The sequence below is a fragment of the Paeniglutamicibacter quisquiliarum genome (assembly GCF_019084045.1).
Classification (GTDB): domain Bacteria; phylum Actinomycetota; class Actinomycetes; order Actinomycetales; family Micrococcaceae; genus Paeniglutamicibacter; species Paeniglutamicibacter quisquiliarum.
Window position 1 is genome coordinate 294851 of record NZ_JAHRED010000002.1, and the last position, 23328, is coordinate 318178.

General features: G+C 68.3%; 20 protein-coding genes. 14 read left to right on the forward strand and 6 right to left on the reverse strand.

Annotated elements, in window-relative coordinates; all coding sequences use genetic code 11:
• Positions 1-68: 68 nt before the first annotated feature.
• Positions 69-1913, reverse strand: coding sequence for an FAD-dependent oxidoreductase (locus KRR55_RS04935; RefSeq protein WP_217387946.1), 1845 nt, complete (start codon positions 1911-1913; stop codon positions 69-71).
• Positions 1914-2134: 221 nt separating this feature from the next.
• On the opposite strand from KRR55_RS04935, the gene KRR55_RS04940 reads away from it, so the two are divergent.
• Positions 2135-3178 carry an AraC family transcriptional regulator gene (locus tag KRR55_RS04940; protein ID WP_217387947.1) on the forward strand — a complete coding sequence of 348 codons (1044 nt, stop codon included), beginning with the start codon at positions 2135-2137 and terminating at the stop codon, positions 3176-3178.
• A 42-nt stretch (positions 3179-3220) separates the two neighbouring features.
• Here KRR55_RS04940 and KRR55_RS04945 read toward each other — a convergent pair whose 3' ends face one another.
• Positions 3221-3799: a type II toxin-antitoxin system PemK/MazF family toxin gene (locus KRR55_RS04945; RefSeq protein WP_217387948.1), complete on the reverse strand. Its 579-nt coding sequence runs from the start codon at positions 3797-3799 to the stop codon at positions 3221-3223.
• Positions 3800-3931: 132 nt separating this feature from the next.
• Here KRR55_RS04945 and lepA point away from each other — a divergent pair, with 132 nt between their 5' ends.
• Entirely contained in the window at positions 3932-5776 is a 1845-nt protein-coding gene (lepA, locus tag KRR55_RS04950; RefSeq protein WP_217387949.1) for a translation elongation factor 4, read from the forward strand.
• A 2-nt stretch (positions 5777-5778) separates the two neighbouring features.
• Positions 5779-7008 carry a radical SAM family heme chaperone HemW gene (hemW, locus tag KRR55_RS04955; protein ID WP_217387950.1) on the forward strand — a complete coding sequence of 410 codons (1230 nt, stop codon included), beginning with the start codon at positions 5779-5781 and terminating at the stop codon, positions 7006-7008.
• Positions 7009-7106: 98 nt separating this feature from the next.
• Here the strand turns inward: hemW and KRR55_RS04960 are convergent, their stop codons facing one another.
• Together KRR55_RS04960 and KRR55_RS04965 are read right to left on the reverse strand one after the other, a co-directional pair.
• Complete coding sequence (locus KRR55_RS04960) at positions 7107-7520, reverse strand: DUF4870 domain-containing protein (RefSeq protein WP_217387951.1); 414 nt, start codon at positions 7518-7520, stop codon at positions 7107-7109.
• Positions 7521-7743: 223 nt separating this feature from the next.
• On the reverse strand, positions 7744-8598 hold the full coding sequence (locus KRR55_RS04965) for a DUF3097 family protein (RefSeq protein WP_217387952.1): 855 nt from the start codon (positions 8596-8598) through the stop codon (positions 7744-7746).
• Positions 8599-8879: 281 nt separating this feature from the next.
• Here KRR55_RS04965 and hrcA point away from each other — a divergent pair, with 281 nt between their 5' ends.
• The 3 genes from hrcA to KRR55_RS04980 are packed head-to-tail and all read left to right on the forward strand — an operon-like array spanning position 8880 to position 11873.
• Positions 8880-9893, forward strand: a complete 1014-nt coding sequence (gene hrcA, locus KRR55_RS04970) for a heat-inducible transcriptional repressor HrcA (RefSeq protein ID WP_217387953.1) — start codon at positions 8880-8882, stop codon at positions 9891-9893.
• 49 nt (positions 9894-9942) lie between these two features.
• Positions 9943-11073, forward strand: coding sequence for a molecular chaperone DnaJ (dnaJ, locus tag KRR55_RS04975; protein ID WP_217387954.1), 1131 nt, complete (start codon positions 9943-9945; stop codon positions 11071-11073).
• A complete protein-coding gene (locus tag KRR55_RS04980) occupies positions 11070-11873 on the forward strand; it encodes a 16S rRNA (uracil(1498)-N(3))-methyltransferase (RefSeq protein WP_217387955.1) in 804 nt (267 codons plus the stop codon). Before dnaJ ends, KRR55_RS04980 begins: the two co-directional genes overlap by 4 nt.
• A 114-nt stretch (positions 11874-11987) precedes the next feature.
• On the opposite strand, the gene KRR55_RS04985 is transcribed toward KRR55_RS04980, so the two are convergent.
• Positions 11988-12806 (reverse strand): GerMN domain-containing protein, encoded by an 819-nt coding sequence (locus tag KRR55_RS04985; protein ID WP_217387956.1) that lies wholly within the window; start codon positions 12804-12806, stop codon positions 11988-11990.
• Positions 12807-13300: 494 nt separating this feature from the next.
• Between KRR55_RS04985 and KRR55_RS04990 the strand changes: the two genes are divergently transcribed.
• The 7 genes from KRR55_RS04990 to KRR55_RS05020 all read left to right on the forward strand — a co-directional run bounded on the left by KRR55_RS04990 (position 13301) and on the right by KRR55_RS05020 (position 20816).
• Positions 13301-14416 (forward strand): PhoH family protein, encoded by a 1116-nt coding sequence (locus KRR55_RS04990; RefSeq protein ID WP_217387957.1) that lies wholly within the window; start codon positions 13301-13303, stop codon positions 14414-14416.
• On the forward strand, positions 14413-14886 hold the full coding sequence (gene ybeY, locus KRR55_RS04995) for an rRNA maturation RNase YbeY (protein ID WP_217387958.1): 474 nt from the start codon (positions 14413-14415) through the stop codon (positions 14884-14886). The genes KRR55_RS04990 and ybeY overlap by 4 nt, the downstream gene beginning before the upstream one ends.
• The gene (locus KRR55_RS05000) at positions 14886-16196 is read left to right on the forward strand and encodes a hemolysin family protein (RefSeq protein WP_217387959.1); all 1311 of its coding nucleotides are present in this window, start codon (positions 14886-14888) and stop codon (positions 16194-16196) included. The genes ybeY and KRR55_RS05000 overlap by 1 nt, the downstream gene beginning before the upstream one ends.
• A complete protein-coding gene (era, locus tag KRR55_RS05005) occupies positions 16193-17164 on the forward strand; it encodes a GTPase Era (protein WP_418888826.1) in 972 nt (323 codons plus the stop codon). The genes KRR55_RS05000 and era overlap by 4 nt, the downstream gene beginning before the upstream one ends.
• A 256-nt stretch (positions 17165-17420) precedes the next feature.
• Entirely contained in the window at positions 17421-19160 is a 1740-nt protein-coding gene (leuA, locus tag KRR55_RS05010; protein WP_217387960.1) for a 2-isopropylmalate synthase, read from the forward strand.
• A gap of 67 nt (positions 19161-19227) precedes the next feature.
• A complete protein-coding gene (gene recO, locus KRR55_RS05015) occupies positions 19228-19992 on the forward strand; it encodes a DNA repair protein RecO (RefSeq protein WP_418888827.1) in 765 nt (254 codons plus the stop codon).
• A 47-nt stretch (positions 19993-20039) separates the two neighbouring features.
• Positions 20040-20816, forward strand: coding sequence for an isoprenyl transferase (locus KRR55_RS05020; RefSeq protein ID WP_254455900.1), 777 nt, complete (start codon positions 20040-20042; stop codon positions 20814-20816).
• 23 nt (positions 20817-20839) lie between these two features.
• Here the strand turns inward: KRR55_RS05020 and KRR55_RS05025 are convergent, their stop codons facing one another.
• On the reverse strand, positions 20840-22033 hold the full coding sequence (locus tag KRR55_RS05025) for an alpha/beta hydrolase (protein ID WP_217387962.1): 1194 nt from the start codon (positions 22031-22033) through the stop codon (positions 20840-20842).
• 61 nt (positions 22034-22094) lie between these two features.
• Between KRR55_RS05025 and KRR55_RS05030 the strand changes: the two genes are divergently transcribed.
• Positions 22095-23186 carry a quinone-dependent dihydroorotate dehydrogenase gene (locus tag KRR55_RS05030; RefSeq protein WP_217387963.1) on the forward strand — a complete coding sequence of 364 codons (1092 nt, stop codon included), beginning with the start codon at positions 22095-22097 and terminating at the stop codon, positions 23184-23186.
• Positions 23187-23328: the final 142 nt, after the last annotated feature.

Consider the following 23328-nt stretch of genomic DNA (forward strand, 5'->3'; position numbering starts at 1 on the left):
ACGTGCCCGCACGGCGATGGCCGGCACCCGCAGTGCGGAGGCCGGCCATCGCCGTCGAGGTCGGGAGGCTAGTGGGCAAGTTCCATGAGTTCATCGATCGACACCGCAGGACCGGGGACCGGGCGCCCCAGGATCGAGGACAGCACCTCGAAGAGCGCGGCGCCGGGGTCCTGGACCATGCGGTGGGAGCGCCATCCGATGTGCTTGTCCGGGCGGACCAGGATGACGCCGTCCTCATCGACCTCGCGTTGGTGCAGCCAGTCGCCGTAGAGGTCCTGCACCTCGAGGCCCTCGCCGATGACGACTGCGGCAAGTTCGATGCCCAGCCGCGAGGCGACCTCGGCTGCGGCGTCGGCCCATGCCTGCCCGGTGATGCCGGTGAAGAGGGTGAACCCGGTGCCCTTGGCAATGTCGTGGGTGGAGAACTTCCGGTCCCTGTCGCCGATCCAGGCGTGCGGCAGGCGCAGCCCGGGGTATGTCGACTTCTGGTGATGGAGCATCGGGTCCTGCGTTGGTTCGGGCCGCGTGCCGCCGTCGGAAACCACCGCGCTTGATTCGTAGAACTGGCCGATCTCCGTGCCCTGGGCATTGAATTCGTAGTCCTTGTTGTCCAGTGCGGCCCGCAGCGCCTTGCGGCGTGCCGCGCCCTCGGGCGAGTTCTCCTTGCGCAGCTTCAGCTTCTCGGTGAACTCCTCGTCGGTGGTCGCATCGGTGACACCCAGGGCATCGAAGATCGGCTTGTACTCGCGTCCGGAGTCGTTGGCGCGGGTGACGATCTGCTTGGCCACCGGTGCCCGTTCGGCCGAATAGGTCTCCAGCAGCTCCTCGCCGGCCTGGCCCTTGATGACTGCCGCCAGCTTCCAGGCCAGGTTGTAGGCATCCTGGATGGAGGTGTTGGAACCCAGCCCGTGGCTCGGCGGGTGCTTGTGGATGGCGTCTCCCGCGCAGAAGACGCGCCCCTTCTGCAGGTGCGTGGCGTATTGCTCGTTGTTTCCCCAGAGCGAGTAGCCCAGGATCTCCACCTCGAGGTCCTCGATGCCGACCAGGTTGCGGATGACCCTGATGGCTTCGTCGTTGTCGAGGACCGGGGGCTCGCCGTTGATGTCGAATCCCCAGCAGATCAGCCACTCGTTCCACGGCCTGACCATGCGGATCAAACCGGCGCCCAGGCCGCCGATGTTGGAGCCGGGATTGAAGACCCAGTAGAGGATCGACGGACGGTGGGCGGCCAGGTGGGCGAGGTCGGCCTTGAAGGTGATGTTCATGGAGCCGCCGATGTCCATGGCGCCTTCCATCGGCAGGTCGATGTCCGCGGCCACCTTCGAGCGCGCGCCGTCGGCGCCGATGAGGTACTTGGCGCGGATCGTGTACTCGTGTCCGGTGAGCCGGTTCAATACCTGCACGCTCACGCCCTCGCTGTCCTGGGTGTGGCCGAGGTATTCGGTGGAGAACTGCGTCTGGGTGCCGCGCATGGTGGCGTTCTTGAGCATGATCGGTTCCAGCAGGGTCTGCGGGATGTCGCAGGGCATCGAGGGGGAGGCCAGCTCGTAGTCGGCGCGGCGGTCGGGGCGCAGGCCCCAGGTGGGGCGGCGGCCGATTTCCTCGCCCGCCATGGACTCGCAGTAGACGGTGTCACCCATCAGTTCGTGCGGCGTCGCCTCGGCCAGGACCTGGTCCTCGATGCCCGCGTCGCGAAGCACCTCCATGGTGCGCTGGTTGGTGATGTGCGCCCGCGGCGTGTTGGCGGTCCAGCGGTACTTGGTGATCATGATGTTCGCGATGCCCTGGTTGGACAGGAACAGCGCCGCGGAGCTGCCGGCCGGTCCGGATCCGACGATCAGCACGTCGGTCTGGACCACATTCGCGGTCTCCGGTGAAGCGGTTTCGGTGATTCCATCATTGAAAACAGGCATTTCGTGCCCCTCTTTCTTGGACTGGTGCTCATTGCCCTGGGGGGCGGAGCCGGGTATGCCTCGAGTGTTGCAGCTCACATGGCCGTCGCGGACCGGACTTGGCCCCGGTGGCCGCACAGTTCCAAAACATGTCCGTTGCGTGCAAATACCCGTGGCGAACCCGTTGGCTGCCCGGGCGGGACCTTTCGGGTGGCTGTGATTCGGGATACACTTTTGGGTCCATGGGCGAGAATCAAGATGATGTCACGCGGGTATCCGCTGCCGGGCAGGGAGTGGCCGGCGAGGCCCTCCCTGCGGTGCCCGGATCCAGGCCGGCCAGTCAGCTGCGTTTCAGCACCAATGGCATTCCGGCCACAAATCGGCTCGAGCTGTGGGAGCACCACAATGCCAGGGCATTGATTCCCCTGGATATCAGGACGATGGACGAGGCGCCGCTGGAGGCCAGGGAAATCAGCCTGCGCCACGGGGCGCTTCGATTCGGCGGGGTCACCGGCAGCGCGCAGGTGGTGGAGCGCAGTGAACGATTCATTCGGCAGAACCCCACGGACGCGATCGCCGTCTTCTTCACCCTGCGCGGGGAGGCCCTCTTTTACCACCGCGACGGCCACGAAATCGTCAAGCCGGGCCAGGCCGTGATCTGCGACGCGGACCGTCCGTTCATGCGCGGATTCAGCAGTGGCCTGAAGGAAATGGTCCTGACCATCCCGCGCGAGGACTATCTGGAACTTGCCGGAGGCGAGACGCTGTCCAGGCCCCGGATCACCGACTTCAACCAGGGAGCGGCGTCGAACCAGCAGATGCGGGCGCTGGCCACGCTCGTCAGCGACACGCTGTCCGGGCAGGCCGGGGACCCCCGGCATCGGCCGGGGGCCGTGCTGGACCTGCTCGCCCTCCTGGTTTCCGGCGACGGCGGCGCCTCCGGCACCGGGTACCTGGCCGCGGCCCACAGTCACATCGAGGACCACTTGTGCGACCCGCAGCTCGGCACGGCCCGGGTTGCCGCGGCCATCGGGATCAGCGAGCGGCACCTGTCGCGGATCTTCGCCGAGGCGGGGGATTCGCCCGGGACCTACATCCGGGAGCGGCGCCTGGAACTGGCTCGGGAGATCCTGGCCGATCCGGGAAGGCAGTCAACGCCGGTGGGGGCCATTGCCCTGAGGGTCGGATTCGCCTCGCAAAGCTACTTCGCCAGGGCCTTCAAGTCCCGGTATGGAATCACTCCGCTGGCGCAGCGCCGCGAGGCGCTCGGGGGTACCGCGCCGTAGTGCCGGCCGCGGGCGCTGCGGTGTGGTGCGGCCGGGACCCCGTCAGGAAGCGGCGAGGCGCTCGGCGACGCGGGCGAAGGCCTGCTGTCCCAGCACCGCACCCTCGCGCCGGATCCCGGCTTCCTGCAGGCGAATGATGCGGTCCAGTTTCACTTCGCTGGGGCGGCCCTGCCGGTCCCAGGACCCGGTGCCGATGTCCACGTAGTCCCGGTCCCGGGATTGCCCGTTGTTGCGGTCCTTCGAGGTGAGCATCAGCGCGAGCAGGTACTGCCCCTCCTGCCCGACCAGCAGCACCGGCCTGTCCTTGCCCTGGGCGTGGTCCTCCTCGTAGGGCACCCAGGCCCAGACGATTTCCCCCGGGTCGGGCCGGCCATCGGCGCGCGGGGAATACGCCGCATCCACCGTGCCGCGGAAGTCCCCGGGGTAGCCGCCGAATTCCCAGCTCCCCGCCCCGGCCGCCGTCTCGGGTGCAGTTGGGGCCGAGGGGCGCCGGCGGTCGGTGGCGGCGGGGCGCCGACCGGCCGGGCGGCCGGTGCCGCGCTGCTTGCTGGCCGCGCTTCGGAGGGCGGAGGAGAGAGCGCGGCCAAGGAACCTGAGGACGGAGGCGGTGTTGAACTTCATGTGGTCAAACTACCAGTTGGAGCATGTACCTGAGTCGCAATGCGACACCGTGCCCCAATCATGGGAGAATGGCCTGTGCGAAGTATTTTGCACCCCCAAACATTTTCGTCCCCCATTAGCGAGGTCCCTTACGTGTCACCCATGGCCCGCACCGCACCGGTGCCTGCCGCGACTGATCCGGCGATCATCAGAAACTTCTGCATCATCGCCCACATCGACCACGGCAAGTCGACCCTGGCCGACCGGATGTTGCAGCTCACCGGAGTCGTCTCCCAGCGCGATATGAAGGCCCAGTACCTGGACCGGATGGACATCGAGCGCGAGCGCGGAATCACCATCAAGTCCCAGGCCGTCCGCATGCCGTGGGAGGTCGACGGGCAGTCCTACGCGCTGAACATGATCGACACCCCCGGGCACGTCGACTTCACCTATGAGGTCTCGCGTTCGCTGGCCGCCTGCGAGGGCGCCATCCTGCTGGTTGACGCCGCCCAGGGCATCGAGGCCCAGACGCTGGCTAACCTCTACCTGGCCATGGAGAATGACATGACGATCATTCCCGTGCTCAACAAGATCGACCTTCCGGCAGCGCAGCCCGAAAAGTACGCCGCCGAGATCTCCAAGCTCATCGGCTGCGACCCGGAGGACATCCTGCAGGTCTCGGGCAAGACCGGCATGGGCGTCGAAGCGCTGCTGGACAAGGTCGTCCGCGACCTGCCGGCACCGGTCGGCGATCCGAACGCCCCGGCCCGGGCCATGATCTTCGACTCTGTCTACGACACCTACCGTGGCGTTGTCACCTATGTCCGGGTCGTCGACGGCAACCTCTCGCCGCGCGAAAAGGTCCAGATGATGTCCACCGGCACCGTCTACGATCTGCTGGAAATCGGTGTTTCCTCCCCGGAGCCAAAGCCCAGCAAGGGCCTGGGCGTCGGCGAGGTGGGCTACCTGATCACCGGCGTGAAGGACGTGCGCCAGTCAAAGGTCGGCGACACCGTCACCAACTTCGCCAAGCCGGCCGCAAAGTCCCTGGGCGGCTACCAGGACCCCAAACCCATGGTGTTCTCGGGCCTGTATCCGATCGACGGTTCTGACTACCCGGCCCTGCGCGATGCGCTGGACAAGCTGCAGCTCAATGACGCCGCGTTGACCTACGTCCCGGAGACCTCCGTGGCCCTGGGCTTCGGTTTCCGTGTCGGTTTCCTGGGCCTGTTGCACCTGGAAATCACCCGCGAGCGCCTCGAGGCCGAGTTCAACCTTGACTTGATCTCCACCGCACCCAACGTGGTGTACGAGGTCATGACCGACGACAAGAAGCTGCGCACCGTGACCAACCCGAGCGAGTTCCCCGACGGGAAGATCCTCGAGGTCCACGAGCCGATGGTGGCCGGCACGATCCTGGCCCCGAACGAATTCGTCGGCGCCATCATGGAACTGTGCCAGTCACGCCGTGGTGTCATGCGAGGCATGGACTACCTCTCCGAGGAACGCGTGGAGATCCGCTACTGGCTTCCGCTGGCAGAAATCGTCTTCGATTTCTTCGACGTGCTGAAGTCAAAGACCCGCGGTTACGCCTCGCTGGACTGGAAGGCCGACGGCGAGCAGGTCTCGGACCTGGTCAAGGTCGACATCCTGCTCCAGGGCGAACAGGTCGACGCATTCAGCGCCGTCACGCACCGCGACAAGGCCTACGCCTACGGGCTCATGATGACCCAAAAGCTGCGCGAACTGATTCCGCGCCAGCAATTCGAGGTGCCGATCCAGGCAGCCATCGGTTCACGCATCATTGCCCGTGAGTCCATCCGCGCCATCCGCAAGGACGTTTTGGCCAAGTGCTACGGCGGCGACATCAGCCGCAAGCGCAAGCTGCTGGAAAAGCAGAAGGCCGGCAAGAAGCGGATGAAGATGGTCGGCCGCGTGGAGGTTCCCCAGGAGGCCTTCATCGTTGCCCTGTCATCCGACGAGCCCAAGAAGAAGTAGCAATGCCCTCTGCCCTGCCCCTCGGGGATCCGGCGCCCTCGGACGGGTTGCTTCCGGCAACCTGCGCCGACGGCGCCGCGGAGCGCACCTTCTCGGTGTACGTCCACATTCCGTTCTGCGCGGTGCGCTGCGGCTACTGCGACTTCAACACCTACACGGCGCACGAGCTTGGATCGGGCTCCAGCCAGGACACCTACGCCGAGGCGGTTTCCGCGGAGATCGCCTTTGGCGCGCAGGTCCTGGAGTCCTCCGGCGTTCCCCGCCGCGAGGTTTCCACCGTCTTCTTCGGCGGGGGCACCCCCACGCTGCTGCCCGCCGGCGACCTGGTCCGGGTGCTGCGTGAAATCCGCACCCGGTGGGACCTGGCCCCCGATGCGGAGATCACCACGGAGGCCAACCCGGACTCTGTGACCCGCGAGTCCCTGCAGGAGCTGGCGGACGGCGGGTTCACCCGCGTGTCCATCGGCATGCAGTCCGCGGTGCCGCATGTGCTGGCCACCCTTGACCGGACGCACAACCCCGAGCGCGTGGGCATGGCCGTGCAATGGGCCAGGGAGGCCGGCCTGCAGGTGAGCGTCGACCTGATCTACGGGACCCCGGGGGAGTCGATCGAGGACTGGCGCACCAGCGTGCAAACGGCGCTGTCCTACGATCCGGACCACATCTCGGCCTATGCGCTGATCATCGAGGAGGGCACCCGGCTTGCCGGGCAGATCCGCCGCGGCGAGGTCGCCAACATCGACGACGACGACCACGCGGACAAGTACCTGATTGCCGACGAGCTCTTTGCCGCGGCCGGCTACTCATGGTACGAGGTCAGCAACTGGTCCAAGGACGAATCCACCCGCTGCCTGCACAACCTTGCCTACTGGCGCGGCGGCGACTGGTGGGGAGCGGGCCCCGGCGCGCACTCCCACGTGGGCGGTCTGCGCTGGTGGAACGTCAAGCACCCGGCCGCCTACCAGCAGCGGATCGACGCCGGCAGCTCGCCGGCCGCCGGACGGGAAACCCCCGACGCGGAGGCCCGCTACCTGGAGAAGGCCATGCTGCTGACCCGGATCGTCGACGGCATGGACACCGCCGACCTGGAACCGGCCGGCCGCACGGCCATTGCCGGGCTGATTGCCGACGGACTGGTGGTGCCGGAGGCGGCGTTCGCCAAGAAGGTCGTGCTCACCCTGCAGGGCAGGCTGTTGGCCGATGCGGTGCTGCGGCGCCTGCTGGATTTCTAGCCCCCCAGACGGACCGCACCCATGCAAAAAGCAAGGCGTGGCCGGTTGCCCCGAGGGGCACCGGCCACGCCTTCCTTGTGTGCGTGAAGTCGGGGCTGCTACCGGAAGAGGCGCAGGTTCAGCCCGTAGCGGTAGGGACGGGACTTGTTGGCGTTGATCCCGGCGCGCACGCCGCTGATGGTCAGGAAAAGCCAGATGGCCACCACCAGGATCGCGAAGAACCAGCCGATGCCGGGGATCATCGAGAACAGGTGCAGCACGATGGCCAGCACGGTCAGCGGGAAGGTGAAATTCAGCGCTTCCTTGGACTCCTGCGCAGTGAACGGTCCGCGGGCACGGAACACCGCGTAGATCACCAGCGAGGGAATGCAGCCGAGGATGGCGCCGAAGTGCGCGATCATGGCCCACTGGCGGTCCTCGGAGGGCGTCAGGGGCAAGGGTGCGGCCGAGGAGCCTTCGAATCGATCCGACTGGCTATCGCCCCCGGGTGCATTTCGTGCCTCGTTTACCACTGCTGATGTCCTCTTCGTTGGGTTGGGTGAACCGTTGGCCAGTTTATCCCCAATCCGGTGCCGACGGTGCACACGAAATGCCGCGTGGCGCGGAATCGGGGCCGGAGGGCGGGATTGGCCGGGAATCCGCGCCGTCCACGAGGCCCCACCTGCCCGTTCGCGTGCGACCGGTGAGGAACCTCACGCCGCACCCGGCCGGACGGGTGCCGGGTCCGGGTGTTTTTCAGTGGTCCTCGGCCGTCAGGAAGTCGATGACTTCCTCGACCCGGCCCAGCAGCGAGGGTTCCAGGTCCGCATAGGACCTGACCTGGCCAAGGATCCTCTCCCAGCCCTGGGCGACGTCGATTTGCTCGGCGTGCGGCCAGCCCAGTCCCTTGAGGATGCCCGTCTTCCAGTCGGTTCCGCGCGGGACCACGGGCCACGCCTTGATCTTCAGCACGGAGGGGCGGATGGCCTGCCACACGTCGACATAGGGGTGCCCGACGATCAGCACGTTGCCGGCGGCCCCGGGCACGCGCATGGCCTCGGCCGCGATCTTCGCTTCCTTGGTTCCCGCCAGCAGGTGGTCAACCAGGATGCCGAGCTTGCGTTGCGGGGACGGGGCGAAGGCGCGGATGGCTGCGGCAAGGTCGTCAACGCCGTGCAGCGGCTCGACCACGATGCCCTCGACGCGCAGGTCATGGCCCCAGACCTTTTCGACCAGCTGGGCATCGTGCTTGCCTTCCACCCAGATGCGGCTGGCCCGGGCGGTGCGTGCCTTCAGCTCGGTGACCATCCGCGAACCCGAGGCGCTGCGGGCGGTTCCCCGGGGGGCCGGGGGAGCGGCGGCCGGTTCGATGATTTCCACCGGCTCGCCCTCGAGCAGGAAGCCGAAGCCTGCGCGGAAGGACTTGGTGCGTCCGCGCCTGTCCTCGAGGACCAGCACGCGCATGCCGCCGGATTTCTCGGTGCGGACCACTTCGCCGACCCACCCGCTTTCCACGTCCTCCAGCACCAGTCCGCGCGCCAGCGGGACCCTGCGCAGTGCGCGTTTCTTGGGGGCGCTGATGTCCTGGGCGCCCCAGCCGTGGTTGCTCATCGTGTCACTTTCACCTAGTGGTCAACAGGTCCCGGACCGAGGCATGGGCCGGCGCCGATCGCCACGTCGCGGGCTTCGTGCCATGGTGCGACGAACCGGTGTGTCGAACGCGGCATCGCGGTCTGGGACCAAACCATGCTAACAAGCGATGTGAAACGTATTAGACTTGGCAGTTGAACGTGTCGAGTGCCAATGCGTGCCTCCGGACCCCGACCTTGCGCCGGGTCGAGGGCCGCACCCCGCCTCGGCCATGGTGACCCGGCTTGTCAGGAGAGGTGAGAATGACCGAACCGCGTCGGCTCGAAGTCCTTCGAGCCATCGTTGAGGACTACGTGCAGTCGCGCGAGCCGGTGGGTTCGCGCGCGCTGCTCGAACGCCACGACCTGGGTGTCTCCGCCGCCACGATCCGCAACGACATGGCATCGCTGGAGGAGGAGGGGCTCATCGTCGCCCCGCACACCTCGTCCGGGCGGATCCCGACGGAAAAGGGCTATCGGCACTTCGTCGACCAGATCGGCGACATCAAGCCGCTCTCCGGCGCCGAGCGGCGCGCCATCGCGGCGCTGCTGGAGGGTTCCCACGACGTCAACGACGTGCTGGAAAACACCGTGCGGCTGCTGGCCAGCATCACCCGCCAGGTCGCCCTGATCCAGGTCCCGCACTACTCCAACGCCACCGTGCGCCACATCGAGCTGGTCGGCCTCGGCGCCGGGCAGACCCTGGTGGTGCTCATCGCCTCCAGCGGCAAGGTCGAACAGCGCGTGATCCTGCTCCCGCCCTCGGTGGGGGAGACCGACCTGCAGCGGCTGCGCGCGGTGCTGCTCGCGGCGCTTGACGGCAAGCCGATTGCCGATGTTGCCCGGCTGGCCCAGGTCGTCCCGGAGGCGGTCGAGCCGAGGCTGGCCCCGGCCGCCCGCGCCCTGGCCGAGGTGCTGGGCGCGCTGGCGCGCAACAGCGCGGTGGACAGGATCCTCACCGCCGGCACTGCGAACCTGGCCAGGGCCAACATGGACTTCCCGCTGAGCATCACCCCGGTGCTGGAGGCCCTCGAGGAACAGGTGGTGCTGCTGCGCCTCTTCTCCGAACTCGAGCAGGACGCCCACGGCATTGCCGTGGGCATCGGCACCGAAAACCAATACGGGGCGCTGACCGAGGCCTCGGTGGTCGCCACCGGATACGGCCCCGGCGAGCAGGCAATGATCGGCGTGCTGGGCCCGACCCGGATGAACTATCCCACCTCGATGGCCGCGGTTCGCGCGGTCGCCCGATATCTTTCCCGAATCCTGGCCGGCTAATGCGGGTCGAAACACATTTTGTGAAGTACGAAAGGACACAGCGAGCACTGTGAGCACCCATTACGAAGTCCTGGGCGTCGGCAAGGACGCCACCGGCGAGGAAATCAAGAAGGCCTACCGGAAACTGGCCCGCAAGCTGCACCCGGACGTGAACCCCGGGGACGACGCCTCGGAGAAGTTCAAGCTGGTCACCCGCGCCTACGAGGTGCTTTCGGATTCCGACAAGCGCGCCAACTACGACGCCACCGGCCACGAAAACGGCACCGGCCAGACCGGCTTCGGCGGCGGCGGTGGATTCGGCGGCGGTTTCGGGGACATCTTCGAGCAGTTCTTCGGCGGCGGCGGGGCCCAGGGACCGGCCTCGCGCACCCAGCGCGGCCGCGACGCCTTGATCACCGCCACCATCGACCTGGCCGATGCCGTCGCCGGCACCGTGTACCCGCTGGAGATGGAAACGGCAGTCACCTGCCCGACCTGCGAGGGCAGCTGCTGCCGCCCGGGCACCTCCCCGGTCACCTGCACCATCTGCCGCGGCGCCGGCCAGGTGCAGCGGCCGGTCCGCTCGTTCCTGGGCCAGATGATGACGGTGGAGACCTGCGCGGCCTGCCGCGGCTTCGGCACCACCATCCCGGACCCCTGCAACGAATGCAACGGCCAGGGCCGCATCCGCGAACGCATCTCCAAGCAGCTCAAGGTCCCCGCGGGCGTCGCCAGCGGCACCCGCATCCACCTGGCCAACCAGGGCGAGGCCGGCCCCGGCGGAGGACCCAACGGCGACCTCTACGTCGAGATCGAGGTGCGCCGGCACAAGATCTTCGAACGCGACGGCGTCGACCTGCATGCCCGCATGAACGTGCCGATGACCGCCGCGGCGCTGGGCGCCGACCTGGAGCTGGAGACCTTTGACGGTACCCAGGTCATCGAGGTCGAATCCGGTGCGCAGTCGGGGGACACGGTCCGCCTTCCGGGCCTCGGCGTGCCGCGGCTGCGCGGCGGCAAGCGCGGGGACATCATCGTCCACCTGCAGGTGGAGACCCCCACCAAGGTCGATGCCGCGCAGCGCGAGCTGCTCGAGCAGCTGGCCAAGCTCCGCGGGGAGGAATTCGCCGAGGGGCGCATGGAAAACAGCGGCGGCATGTTCTCGCGGCTGCGCGGGAAGCTGGGCAACCTGGGCGCATGAGCAACCAGTGCTTCTTCCTGGCTCCCGGTGAGCTCAAGGACGCGCGCGTGGGCGCCGGGCTGAGGCTCGAGGGCCCCGAGGGCCACCATGCGGTGACCGTCAAGCGCGTGCGCGTCGGCGAAAGCATCGACCTGGTCGACGGCACCGGGGTGCGGGCGGTCGCCGAGGTCACCGCGACGCAGAAGGCGGCGCTGGACGCCGTCGTGCGCGAACTCGAATCCGAGGCGCTCCCGCCGCTGGCCATCACCCTGGTGCAGGCGCTGGCCAAGGGGGACAGGGACCTGCAGGCGGTGGAGTCGGCCGTCGAGCTGGGCATCGACGCGGTGCGTCCCTGGCAGTCGGACCGCGCCATCGTGCGCTGGAACGACGCGAAGGCCGCCAAGGCGCTGACCAAGTGGGAGGGCACGGTGCTCGCCGCGCTCAAGCAGTCCCGCCGCACTTTCCTGCCCGAGGTGCGCCCCATGCTCAACAGCGCCGACCTCGCCCGGGAGATCGCCGGGCGGGTTTCCGGCCCGGACCCCGTCCTGGTCATCGTGCTGCACGAGGCCGGCACCGAGTCCCTCTCCGCGGTCGTGGCCCGGTGGCTGGACGAGAACCCCGTGCCGGCATCGGCCGTGCCCGGGAAGCGTCCGGAGATCCAGCTGGTCGTGGGGCCCGAGGGCGGGATCTCCGATGCCGAAATCCAGAAGTTCACCGCCGCCGGAGCCCAGGTGGCGCTGCTGGGAAGGCACGTGCTGCGGGCCTCCACCGCCGGCCCCGCCGCCCTGGTGCTCACCCGGCACCTGGCCGGACAGCTCTAGGAACATTCCGCGCAATTGACGGCGCGGACGCACGGAACAAAAAGATCCCCCGGGAACCGGCCGGCATGCAGGCGGGTTCCCGGGGGATCTGCGTTGGGAAGCGGCGCGCCAACGCTACTGCTTGACGGTGAAGTCCTTCGATTCGGTCCCGGCGCGCTGGCCGGTCTGCGCATCGACGCCCCAGGCGGAGAACGAGTAGTCCCCGGGGGCCAGCACGTAGGTGAAGGAAAACTCGTTGTGGCCCAGCGCCTCGCCCCCGGTGTGAAGCGCCCCGGAGGCCACGACGGTGCCCTGGTCCCCGGATTCGGCCCGGCGGGTGATTTCCCAGAACTCCCCGCCGGAGAACATCGCGCTGACCCCGTGGAAGGTGACCTGGCCAGCCTTCTGGGTGGTGCCGAACTGCGGGTCGATGATCCACAGCGGCGCGGCCAGGCTCGCGTCGCGCGTGAAGTTGTGGTCCAGCGCAATGTGGCCGAAGGCCTCGTGCCCGGATTCCCCGTCGACAAGGATCCGCACGCTGGGTTCCAGCCCCTCGGTGAGGATCCCGGCATTGGAGGCCGCGGCCGTGGCGGTGAACACCAGCTGGGCAATGGACCGCTCGGCCAGGCCGGCATCGACCGCGGAGCCGAAGGCCTTGGCCGAGAGGTCCAGGGTGATGACGTTGTCCGGGCTGATTGAGGCACCCACCGCCGCACTGGGGCGCCAGGCGCTGAAGTAGCGCGGGTCGGCGGGTTTCTGCGAGAGCATGTAGCGCACCGAATCGGCGATCGGGTCCGCCGCGCCCTTGACGCGGACAAACTCGCGGTAGAGGGACACCGTCCCGTCGTTTTCCGCCAGCCAGTAGACCGGCACGTGTGCCGTGGTGTTCAGCGATTCCATTTCCACGCTCGGCAGCGGCGCGGGCGTCTGCACGCTGGTGGCAGCCTTCGGCATGGAATATCTCTCGCCGGGCACCCCCAGCCCGCAGGCGGCAAGGGTGCCTAGCACCACCGTGAGCCCCAGCACCGCAAGGCGGGACCGGGGGGATCGACTGGAACGGAACATCGGGATATAGGGACTTTCTGCAGGTAGCCGGGGGGACATGTCGGGACCGGGGTGGCGGGGGATCGCCGCCGGTCATTCCCCAGCTTGGCATAGGTTGACGAACGGTAGGGCGGGAAATCCGCGATTCGCGTGGACTGTTGCGTGATTGATATGTACGAATGGAAGTTGTGCCCGAATCGTTGCACAACCCCGCCAGATACCTTCCGCCCATTGGTTTTGGCCGGGTGCGGGCGCCGAAACGCGGCCGCGGTTCGTCCCGGCCGCCGTGTCCCGGTACCGGTGACGCCATCCACGATAGGATTGGGAGTGTGCAGGGAACCATGGCCGCGGAAAGACCGCAGGCGCCATTCGCCGGCACGGAATGCGGAGGCTGCAACAGTCGTATGGACCAACAAGTGAGCCAAGTCGGCCAGCCCCGGGGAACGGACGCGCTGGTCCAGTTCGACAGTTCGGACCAAATGGTCGCCACGCTCGGCGCACACGATGAATTGCTGCGCGTCATCGCCGGAGCCTATCCGCAGGTGGAATTGCACGCACGCGGCAACGAGCTGCGCGTCGCCGGCGACGCGGCCCAGGCCCACAAGGCGCTGCGCGTGATCACCGAGGCCCGCACGCTGGCCGGAAACGGCACCCGCATTTCCGCGCAGACCATCGAGCAGCTGGTGCGCATGCTGGAAAGCTCCGGCGCGGACGAGGCCCAGTCGGTGCTGGGGCTGAAGATCCTCTCGGGACGCGGCAAGGCCATCCGCCCCAAGACCGTGAACCAGAAGAGCTACGTCGACGCCATCGACGAGAACACCGTCATCTTCGGCATCGGCCCCGCCGGCACCGGCAAGACCTACCTGGCCATGGCCAAGGCGGTCGCCGCGCTGCAGGCCAAGGAGGTCAGCCGCATCATCCTGACCCGCCCGGCCGTCGAGGCGGGGGAGAAGCTCGGCTTTCTGCCCGGCACCCTCACCGACAAGATCGATCCCTACCTGCGCCCGCTCTACGACGCCCTGCACGACATGATCGAACCCGACTCGATGCCCCGGCTGCTGGCCGCCGGCACCATCGAGGTCGCCCCGCTGGCCTACATGCGCGGGCGCACCCTGAACGACGCCTTCATCATCCTGGACGAGGCGCAGAACACCACGCCCGAACAGATGAAGATGTTCCTCACCCGGCTCGGCTTCGGCTCCAAGATCGTCATCACCGGGGACATCACCCAGGTCGACCTGCCCGGCGGCACCAAGTCCGGGCTGCGCGTGGTCACCGAGATCCTCGAGGGCGTGGACGACATCGCCTTCTGCGAACTCGACGCCACCGACGTGGTCCGCCACCGGCTGGTCGGAGCCATCGTCGGCGCCTACGAGCGCTGGACCGCGCGCCAGGACCCCAACTTCAACCGTTCCAAGGCCCGCGCCCGCCGTCGCGCCACCACCGGGAAAAACCCCGAGCACCCGCCCGAAAAGAAACAGCAGGGCCGCGCGCCCGAAAACCAGGAGCAGTCCCCATGAGCGTAGAGGTCAACAACGAATCCGCGATCGCCGCGGACCTGGAGCGCGTCAGCGCGCTGGGCCGCCACATCCTGGCCGAACTCTATGTGCACCCGGAAACCGACGTCTCCATCATCCTGCTCGACGAGGAGCCGATGAGCGCGCTGCACGTGGAATGGATGGACCTGGAGGGGCCCACCGACGTGATGAGCTTCCCGATGGACGAGCTGCGCCCCGGCGTCCCCGGCTCGCCCACCGAGGCGGGCATGCTCGGCGACATCGTGATCTGCCCGCAGGTCGCCACCGTCCAGGCGCAGGCCGGCGGGCATTCGGTGGAGGACGAGATCCTGCTGCTGGCCACCCACGGCATGCTGCACCTGCTGGGCTTCGACCATGCCGAGCCGGAGGAGAAGGACGTCATGTTCTCCCTCCAGCGCCAGCTGCTCGAGGGCTTCCTGGGCCGCCCGGCTCCCCGGGAGACGATGGACTAGTGACCGCGGCCATCCTCGCGTTCGGCGCACTGGTCTTCATCCTCAGTGCAGCCCTCCTCACCGCCGCCGAGTCGGCGTACCTCTACCTCTCGCGGCAGCAGGCCGAAACCCTGCGCAACGACTACGCCTCGCCGCACCTGGCCAACATCCTGGCCGACTCGCAAAGCCACACCCACGCCGTGCGCTTCTGGCGGATCTGGTTCGAGACCGCCGCTGCCGTGGCGATCGCGATCCTCTACCTTGACCGCCTCGAGAACGTCTGGCTGGCCGGGCTGCTGGCCACCGCCACCATGGCGGCGGTCGGCTTCGTGCTGGTCGGGGTGTCCCCGCGCCGGCTGGGACGCAGCCACGCGGACACCGTGGTGCGCTACACCGCGCCGCTGGTCCGCTTCCTGCGCGTGGTCCTCGGGCCCATCCCCACCTGGCTGGTGGGCATCGGCCAGGCGCTGAGCCCGCGCTCGGTCGCCGAGGAGGACGGCTTCCTCTCCAAGGAACGGCTGCGCGACCTGGTCGACAGGGCCACCGAGGGCGACGGGCTGGAGGACGAGGCGGCGGAAATCATCAACTCGGTCTTCGACCTCGAGGACACCTACGTCCGCTCCGTCATGGTCCCGCGCACCGACATGGTCACCATCGACAAGGGCGAGGGGCTCAATGCCGCCATGGACCTGTTCCTGGCCTCGGGCTGCTCGCGCGTCCCGGTGATCGGGGAGAGCGCCGACGACATCTTCGGCATCGTCTACCTCAAGGACGTGGCCTACAAGCTGCACCTGGGCCCGGAGAGCACCGACAAGGTGGAGGACCTTGCCCGCAAGGTCCGCTACGTCCCGGAGTCCAAGTCCGTGGCGGAGCTGCTGCCCGAGCTGCAGCAGGAATCCACGCACATGGCCATCGTCATCGACGAATACGGCGGAACCGCCGGACTGGTCACCCTGGAGGACCTCATCGAGGAAATCGTCGGGGAGATCGACGACGAGTACGACAGGCAAAAGGTCGAGATCGAGGAGGTGGGCGACGGCAGCTTCGTGGTGCGGGCCCACACCTCCATCGACGAACTGGGCGAACTCTTCGACATCGACATCGACGAGGACGAGGTCGACTCGGTGGGCGGGCTGCTGGGCAAGGTGCTTGAATCGGTGCCGGTGCTCGGATCCCACGCCACCTTTGAAGGCATCGAAATGAAGGTCCTCTCGCTGAGCGGACGACGCAACCGGATCGGCAAGATCCTGGTGCGCAAGGTAGAAAAACAACCCAAGACCGGCGAACACCCCGCCGCCAAAGATGCAGGGCATCACAAGGAGCAATCATGAGCCGGAACATCAAGAAGCCACAGATGCTGCCCACCGGAGGCTGGCCCGAGGACTTCCGCGCCGGATTCACCTCCTTCGTGGGCCGCCCCAACGCGGGCAAGTCGACGCTGACCAACGCGCTGGTCGGCCAGAAGGTGGCCATCACCTCCTCGAAGCCGCAGACCACCCGCCACACCATCCGCGGCATCGTGCACCGCGAGGATTCCCAGCTGATCCTGGTCGACACCCCGGGGCTGCACCGCCCGCGCACACTGCTGGGCCAGCGCCTGAACGACCTGGTGGCTGACACGCTCTCCGAGGTCGACGCGATCGGCTTCTGCCTGCCGGCCAACGAGAAGATCGGCCCGGGCGACAGGTTCATCGCCACCCAGCTCGCGCAGCTGCAGAAGAAGCCCATCGTCGCCATCGTGACCAAGGCCGACACCGTGGACCGGGCAGCGCTGATGGCGCAGCTGATGGCCGTCACCCAGCTCGGGGTCGACACCCTGGGCGAGGGCGGCTGGGCCGCGGTGGTCCCGGTCTCGGCCACCGGGGACTTCCAGGTCTCCGAGGTCGCCGACGTGCTGGTGGCCCAGATGCCGCTCTCCCCGCCGCTGTACCCGGACGGTGAACTGACCGACGAGCCGGAGGCCAAGATGGTTTCCGAGCTGATCCGCGAGGCGGCCCTGGAGGGCGTGCGCGACGAGCTTCCGCACTCCCTGGCCGTGGTCGTGGAGGAAATGGTCCCGCGCGAGGGGCGCCCGGAGGACAGCCCGCTGCTGGACGTGCGGGTGAACCTGTACGTGGAGCGCTCGAGCCAGAAGGCCATCGTCATCGGCAAGGGCGGCGCCCGGCTGCGCGACGTGGGCACGCGTTCGCGCAAGGCCATCGAGGCGCTCCTTGGCACCCGGGTCTACCTCGACCTGCACGTGAAGATCGCCAAGGAATGGCAGCGCGACCCCAAGCAGCTGGGCAAGCTCGGCTTCTAGGCGCGCACCGCCCGGTGCCTCGGGATCCCCGGGGCACCGGCGGCTTTGTGACACGCAAATGCAATATTGTGCGACCGGCTTCCGGTGCGGCCGACACCTGGTGCTAGGGTGAAGTTGTGCATTTCGGACTACTTCTACTAAGCCGCCGCGGCGAGACCCAGACAGGACTCTAACGCGTCCTTCGGCCGACCCCTCGCTGCGGAGTCACCCACCGTCCCGGCCCACTTTCTCACCACCAAGGAAAAGGCCCCCTGAAATGCAAAACCTGCAAAAGCCCTCCGGAATGCCCGTCCACAAGTATGTGCCGTTCCAGGACCAGATCCACGTCTCGCTGCCCGACCGCACCTGGCCGGACAAGTACATCACCACCGCCCCGCGCTGGTGCGCCGTGGACCTGCGCGACGGCAACCAGGCGCTGATCGACCCGATGAGCCCCGAGCGCAAGCACAAGATGTTCGACCTCTTGGTCAAGATGGGCTTCAAGGAGATCGAGGTCGGGTTCCCCTCGGCCTCGCAGACGGACTTCGACTTCGTCCGCCAGCTCATCGAGCGCGGCATCCCGGACGACGTGACCATCCAGGTCCTCACCCAGTCCCGCGAACACCTGATCGAGCGCACCTACGAGGCCCTCGAGGGCGCCAAGCAGGCCATCGTGCACCTGTACAACTCCACCTCGGTGCTCCAGCGCCGCGTGGTGTTCAACCAGGACGAGGACGGCATCGTCGACATCGCGCTGACCGGCGCGCGGCTGTGCAAGAAGTACGAGGAGCAGCTGGTCGGCACCAAGATCACCTACGAATACTCCCCGGAGTCCTTCACCGGCACCGAGCTGGAATTCGCCAAGCGCATCTCCGACGCCGTGGCCGAGGTCCTCGAGGCCTCCCCGGAAAACAAGATGATCCTGAACCTGCCGGCAACAGTGGAAATGGCCACGCCCAACGTGTACGCCGACTCCATCGAGTGGATGCACCGCAACCTGGCCAACCGCGATTCGATCGTGCTGTCCCTGCACCCGCACAACGACCGCGGCACCGGAGTCGCCGCCGCCGAGCTCGGCTACCTGGCCGGCGCCGACCGCATCGAGGGCTGCCTCTTCGGCAACGGGGAGCGCACCGGCAACGTCGACCTGGTCACCCTGGGCATGAACCTCTTCGGCCAGGGCATCGACCCGATGCTTGACTTCTCCGACATGGACGAGATCCGCCGCACCGTCGAGTACTGCAACCAGCTGCCCGTCGCCGAGCGTTCCCCCTACGGCGGGGACCTGGTCTTCACCGCCTTCTCCGGCTCCCACCAGGACGCCATCAAGAAGGGCTTCGAGGCCATGGAGGCCGAGGCCGCCGCGGCCGGCAAGACCGTGGACGAGATCACCTGGGGCGTGCCGTACCTGCCGATCGACCCGAAGGACATCGGCCGCTCCTACGAGGCAGTGATCCGCGTGAACTCGCAGTCCGGCAAGGGCGGGGTCGCCTACCTGCTCAAGAACGAGCACTCGCTGGACCTGCCGCGCCGCGCGCAGATCGAGTTCTCCGGCGTCATCCAGCGCAAGACCGACGGCGAGGGCGGGGAAATCTCCTCCGCCGAGATCTGGAACGTGTTCCAGGACGAGTACCTGCCGGTCACCGAGGGCTCGGACGCGCAGGAGTGGGGCCGCTTCAAGCTGGGTTCGGCCACCGCCGAGACCGCCGAGGACGGCAGCTTCGCGCTGACCGCGACCCTGCTCATCGACGGGGTCCCGCACCGCCGCACCGCGGCCGGCAACGGCCCGATCAACGCGCTGGTGAACATCCTGGGCAACGAGGGCGTGGACGTGCGGGTGCTCGACTTCACCGAGCACGCCCTCTCCGAGGGCGGGAACGCCGCCGCCGCTGCCTATGTCGAGGCGGCAGTGGGCGAACGCGTGCTCTGGGGCGTGGGCGTTGACACCAACACCACCATGTCCTCGCTGAAGGCGCTCATTTCCGCGGTCAACCGCGCGGTGCGCGACCAGCACTGAGGCCGGGAAACGCAGTAGAGGGGGTCCCGTGCGCCGCAACGGTGCACGGGACCCCCATTATTTTGAGATGATGGACAGCGTGGCACGTTCAGGGTTTACCGCAAAAAGCTACCGCACCCGCGGCATTGTCCTGCGCACCCACAAACTGGGCGAGGCCGACCGGATCATCACGCTGCTGAGCCCCGAGTTCGGGATCGTGCGCGCGGTGGCCAAGGGGGTGCGGCGCACCAGTTCCAAGATGGGGGCGACCCTCGAGCCGTTCATGGAGGTCGATGCCCAGATCGTGGCCGGCCGCTCGCTGCACACCATCATCCAGGCCCAGCTGCGCCACCCCTACGGGCAGGCGCTGGTGGCGGACTACTCCGCCTACACTGCCGGCGCGGCAATGCTGGAGACCGCCGAGCGGCTCACCGATGCCGACGCCGAGTCCATCGCCCCGCAGTACCGCCTGCTGCACGGCGCGCTGGCCGCACTGGCCCGCGGCGGGCACGAACCCGGGACGGTGCTGGATTCCTACCTTTTGCGCGCCCTGGCCACCGCCGGCTGGGCGCCGAGCTTCACCCACTGCGTGCGCTGCGGCGCGGTGGGTCCCCACCAGGCCATCAACGTGCCCCTCGGCGGGGTGGTCTGCCACGACTGCCGGCCCGCCGGATCGATGTCCCCGCCGCCGGCCACGGTGGCCCTGCTTGCCGCCCTGCTTGACGGCGAGTGGGCAACGATCGACGCGGCCGACGGGGCCACCCGTGCGCAGGCGGCCGCGGTGGTGGCCAATTACCTGCAATGGCACCTTGAACGCGCAGTGAAATCCCTCAAACTCGTGGAGCGAAGATGAGCAAGGCCCCCAAGATCACCGGCAAGCCCGGACCCGTGACCCCCGCGATGCGTCCGGGCGATGCCCCGATGCCGCAGATCCGCCCCGAGCTGGTGCCGCAACACGTCGCCATCGTGATGGACGGCAACGGCCGCTGGGCCAATGCGCGCGGCCTGCCGCGCACCGAGGGCCACCGTGCCGGGGAGGCGGCGCTGCTGGACGTGATGGCCGGCGCCGTGCAGATGGGCATCAAGTACGTCTCGGTGTACGCCTTCTCCACCGAAAACTGGAAGCGCAGCCCGGAGGAGGTGCGCTTCCTCATGGGCTTCTCCCGCGACGTGCTGCGCCGCCAGCGCGACACCCTCAACGAATGGGGCGTGCGCGTGCGCTGGGCAGGGCGCGAGCCGAGGCTGTGGCGCACCGTGGTCAACGAGCTCAAGGACGCCGAGAAGCTCACCGCCGCCAACCAGACCTGCCAGCTGACCATGTGCGTGAACTACGGCGGGCGGGCGGAAATCGCCGACGCGGTGAGGGCCATCGCCGAACAGGTGGCCGCCGGCACCCTGAAGCCCTCGCAGGTGAGCGAGAAGACCGTGGCCAGGCACCTGGACGAGCCCGAGATGCCCGACGTCGACCTGTTCCTGCGCACCAGCGGCGAGCAGCGCACCTCCAACTTCCTGCTCTGGCAGTCGGCATACGCCGAGATGGTGTTCATCGACGAGCTGTGGCCCGACGTGGACCGCACGACGCTGTGGGACGCGGTGCGCGAATATGCCAGCCGCGACCGCCGCTACGGCGGTGCGGTGGACAAGCCGGTGGCCGCGGCCCCGGCCCCCGGAGCCTGATCCCGCGGGGCCCGGGGCCGGGGTCAGGGGCTCACGGCGTCCGCGCGCGCGGCATGTCCCGGCAGGTAGCCGGCGCCCCACCTGTCGATGGCGGCGTAGGCGGCGGCCCGCGGTTCGGGCTGGGACGCGAACACGTCGTGCATGGCCCCGGCGATGAGCGTGTTGGCCACCTCGGAACCCAGGCGAAGGGAGCGGTCGCGCACCACCTGCACCTCCAGCACGGAGTCGTGGTGAAGCATCGACTCGTCGAAGGCGGTGCCCAGGTGCGAGGTCTTCGAGGTCAGCACGAGCACCGGCACCTTGATGTCCAGGCCCCGTGAGACCTCGCGGTGCCCGGCCATCACCGCGGTGATCCAGCCCGCTGTCACCGGGAACGCCACCGCCGGACGCCACAGCGGATGCAGGTCCCAGGAACCCTGGGCCTGCCGGCTCATGGAACGCCAGTAGTTGTCCAGTTCCGGCAGGTGCAGCTTGGCCCGCGGCCGCCGCCGTGCGATGGGCTCGACCACGCCCTGGGCGGCGTAGCGCACCAGGTAGCTGCCCTGCATCTCCAGCCACGGGCTGTTGAGGATCAGTGCGTGGAAGGCGCCCGGGTGGCGGTTGACCCAGAGGCTTGCCACCAGTCCGCCGGTCGAATGCGCCACGCAGATCCCCGTCGCGTCCGGCCCCTCCAGCGAGCGGATCATGTGCAGTGCGGCGTCCAGGTCGGCGTCGTACTCGTCCAGGGACGCGGTGAAGCCGGGGTTCAGGTGGTGGGGGCGCAGGCTGCGCCCGTAGCGGCGCAGGTCCAACGCATAGAAGGCGTAGCCGCGCGCGGTCCAGTAGCGGGCCAGTTCGGCGTTGTAGAAGTAGTCGCTCCAGCCATGGACCGCCAGCACGAAGCCCGCCTTCCGGTCAGGTGTCCCGGACGCGGGCGCGGGGGAGGGCGAACTTGGCCGCGGCCACAGCCGGTCAAGGGCGGCACGCAACCTCGAACCTGCAGTGGTTCCCGCGTGCTCCGGTTCCGGGGTGGGGAGCCGGTGGCGCACCAGCGTGGCGCACAGCTCGCCCTCCGCATCCGCGCCCAGCGGCAATGTCGTGTAGCTGAACCCCTCGCCCAGGATGTCGGGCTCCCAGGCTCCGGGCCGGGTCGTTGCGCTGAAGTCCGGCCAGGCGGCGCTGGGATCGTTCTCCGGCGGGAGCGCCGACCTTGAACCGAGGGAGGAGGCGTGCGACATGTGTTGAGCATAACGAACTTGAAGTTGTTTGGAAGCGTGGTTGCGGGGAAGACTAGGAGTCATGCGCATATACCCCACGATTTTCCGCCTGGTCTTCACGAAGATGGACCCCGAAAAGGCACACCACTTTTCCTTCGATGCCCTGCGGCTGGCCGAGAAGCTCGGGGTGTCGGTCATCGCGCGGAAGCTGTGCGCCCCTGACCCGGCGCTGCGCCGCACGGTGATGGGCATCGACTTCCCCTCGCCCTTCGGCCTGGCGGCGGGGTTCGACAAGGAAGGCGCCGGCATCCCGGCGCTGGCGGACCTGGGCTTCGGCCACGTGGAGGTCGGCACCATCACCGGTGTCGCGCAGCCGGGCAACGAGAAGCCCCGGCTTTTCCGCCTCGTGGAGGACAAGGCCGTCATCAACCGCATGGGGTTCAACAACGACGGCGCGCGCGCGGTGGCGCCGCGCATCCGCGCCGCACGGCTGCGCCTGGCAGGGCGCTTCGGGGCCCGCCGCCCGGTCATCGGCGTGAACATCGGCAAGACCAAGACCGTGGAACTCGACGACGCCGTCGCCGACTACTTGGTCTCCACCCGCGAGCTGGCGGCCCATGCCGACTACCTGGTGGTCAACGTGTCATCACCCAACACCCCGGGGCTGCGCCTGCTCCAGGGCGTCGAAACGCTGCGGCCCTTGCTGGAAGCGGTGGGCGCGGAAGCCGACCGGGTCGCCGGGCGCCATGTCCCGCTGCTGGTCAAGATCGCCCCCGACCTCAATGACGCGGACATCTCCGACGTCGCCACGCTGGCCACCGAGCTGAAGCTCGACGGCATTATTGCCACCAACACCACCATTGCCCGCGAGCCGCTGGTCTCCGACGCCTTCAAGGTCGCCGAGATCGGGGCGGGCGGACTGAGCGGGGCCCCGCTGAAGGCCCGCTCGCTGGCGGTGCTCAAGGTGCTGCGCGAGAAGGTCCCCGCCGACATGGCGATCATCTCCGTGGGCGGGGTCAGCACCGGGGAGGACGTCATCGAACGCCTCCAGGCCGGCGCGGACCTGGTCCAGGGCTACACCGCATTCCTCTACGAGGGCCCGCTGTGGGTCCGCGGCATCAACAAGGCGCTGGCCGCCGCGCAGGCACAGGGCAGGTCCCTGGCCAGCAAGTAGCCGCCGCCCCGTGGGCCCCGTCACCGAGCAGTCGGCGACGGGGCCCACGGCGTTTGTGCCGTGCCCCGGGGGAGCACGGCGGGCGCGGCAGCCGGATCCCGGGCAGCGAAAAGGCGTGTGGCTCCCCGGCCGGATCCAGTCC

Bases quoted from the DNA above. Each gene is read 5' to 3' on its own strand.
- KRR55_RS05020 (WP_254455900.1), top strand. From the start codon at position 20,040: ATGCGTCCGGGCGATGCCCCGATGCCGCAGATCCGCCCCGAGCTGGTG.
- KRR55_RS04940 (WP_217387947.1), top strand. From the start codon at position 2,135: ATGGGCGAGAATCAAGATGATGTCACGCGGGTATCCGCTGCCGGGCAG.
- leuA (WP_217387960.1), top strand. From the start codon at position 17,421: ATGCAAAACCTGCAAAAGCCCTCCGGAATGCCCGTCCACAAGTATGTG.
- hrcA (WP_217387953.1), top strand. From the start codon at position 8,880: ATGACCGAACCGCGTCGGCTCGAAGTCCTTCGAGCCATCGTTGAGGAC.
- KRR55_RS05025 (WP_217387962.1), bottom strand. From the start codon at position 22,033: ATGTCGCACGCCTCCTCCCTCGGTTCAAGGTCGGCGCTCCCGCCGGAG.
- KRR55_RS04985 (WP_217387956.1), bottom strand. From the start codon at position 12,806: ATGCCGAAGGCTGCCACCAGCGTGCAGACGCCCGCGCCGCTGCCGAGC.
- era (WP_418888826.1), top strand. From the start codon at position 16,193: ATGAGCCGGAACATCAAGAAGCCACAGATGCTGCCCACCGGAGGCTGG.
- KRR55_RS04945 (WP_217387948.1), bottom strand. From the start codon at position 3,799: ATGAAGTTCAACACCGCCTCCGTCCTCAGGTTCCTTGGCCGCGCTCTC.
- KRR55_RS04980 (WP_217387955.1), top strand. From the start codon at position 11,070: ATGAGCAACCAGTGCTTCTTCCTGGCTCCCGGTGAGCTCAAGGACGCG.
- KRR55_RS05030 (WP_217387963.1), top strand. From the start codon at position 22,095: ATGCGCATATACCCCACGATTTTCCGCCTGGTCTTCACGAAGATGGAC.
- KRR55_RS04990 (WP_217387957.1), top strand. From the start codon at position 13,301: ATGGACCAACAAGTGAGCCAAGTCGGCCAGCCCCGGGGAACGGACGCG.
- KRR55_RS04935 (WP_217387946.1), bottom strand. From the start codon at position 1,913: ATGCCTGTTTTCAATGATGGAATCACCGAAACCGCTTCACCGGAGACC.
- hemW (WP_217387950.1), top strand. From the start codon at position 5,779: ATGCCCTCTGCCCTGCCCCTCGGGGATCCGGCGCCCTCGGACGGGTTG.
- recO (WP_418888827.1), top strand. From the start codon at position 19,228: ATGATGGACAGCGTGGCACGTTCAGGGTTTACCGCAAAAAGCTACCGC.
- ybeY (WP_217387958.1), top strand. From the start codon at position 14,413: ATGAGCGTAGAGGTCAACAACGAATCCGCGATCGCCGCGGACCTGGAG.
- KRR55_RS04965 (WP_217387952.1), bottom strand. From the start codon at position 8,598: ATGAGCAACCACGGCTGGGGCGCCCAGGACATCAGCGCCCCCAAGAAA.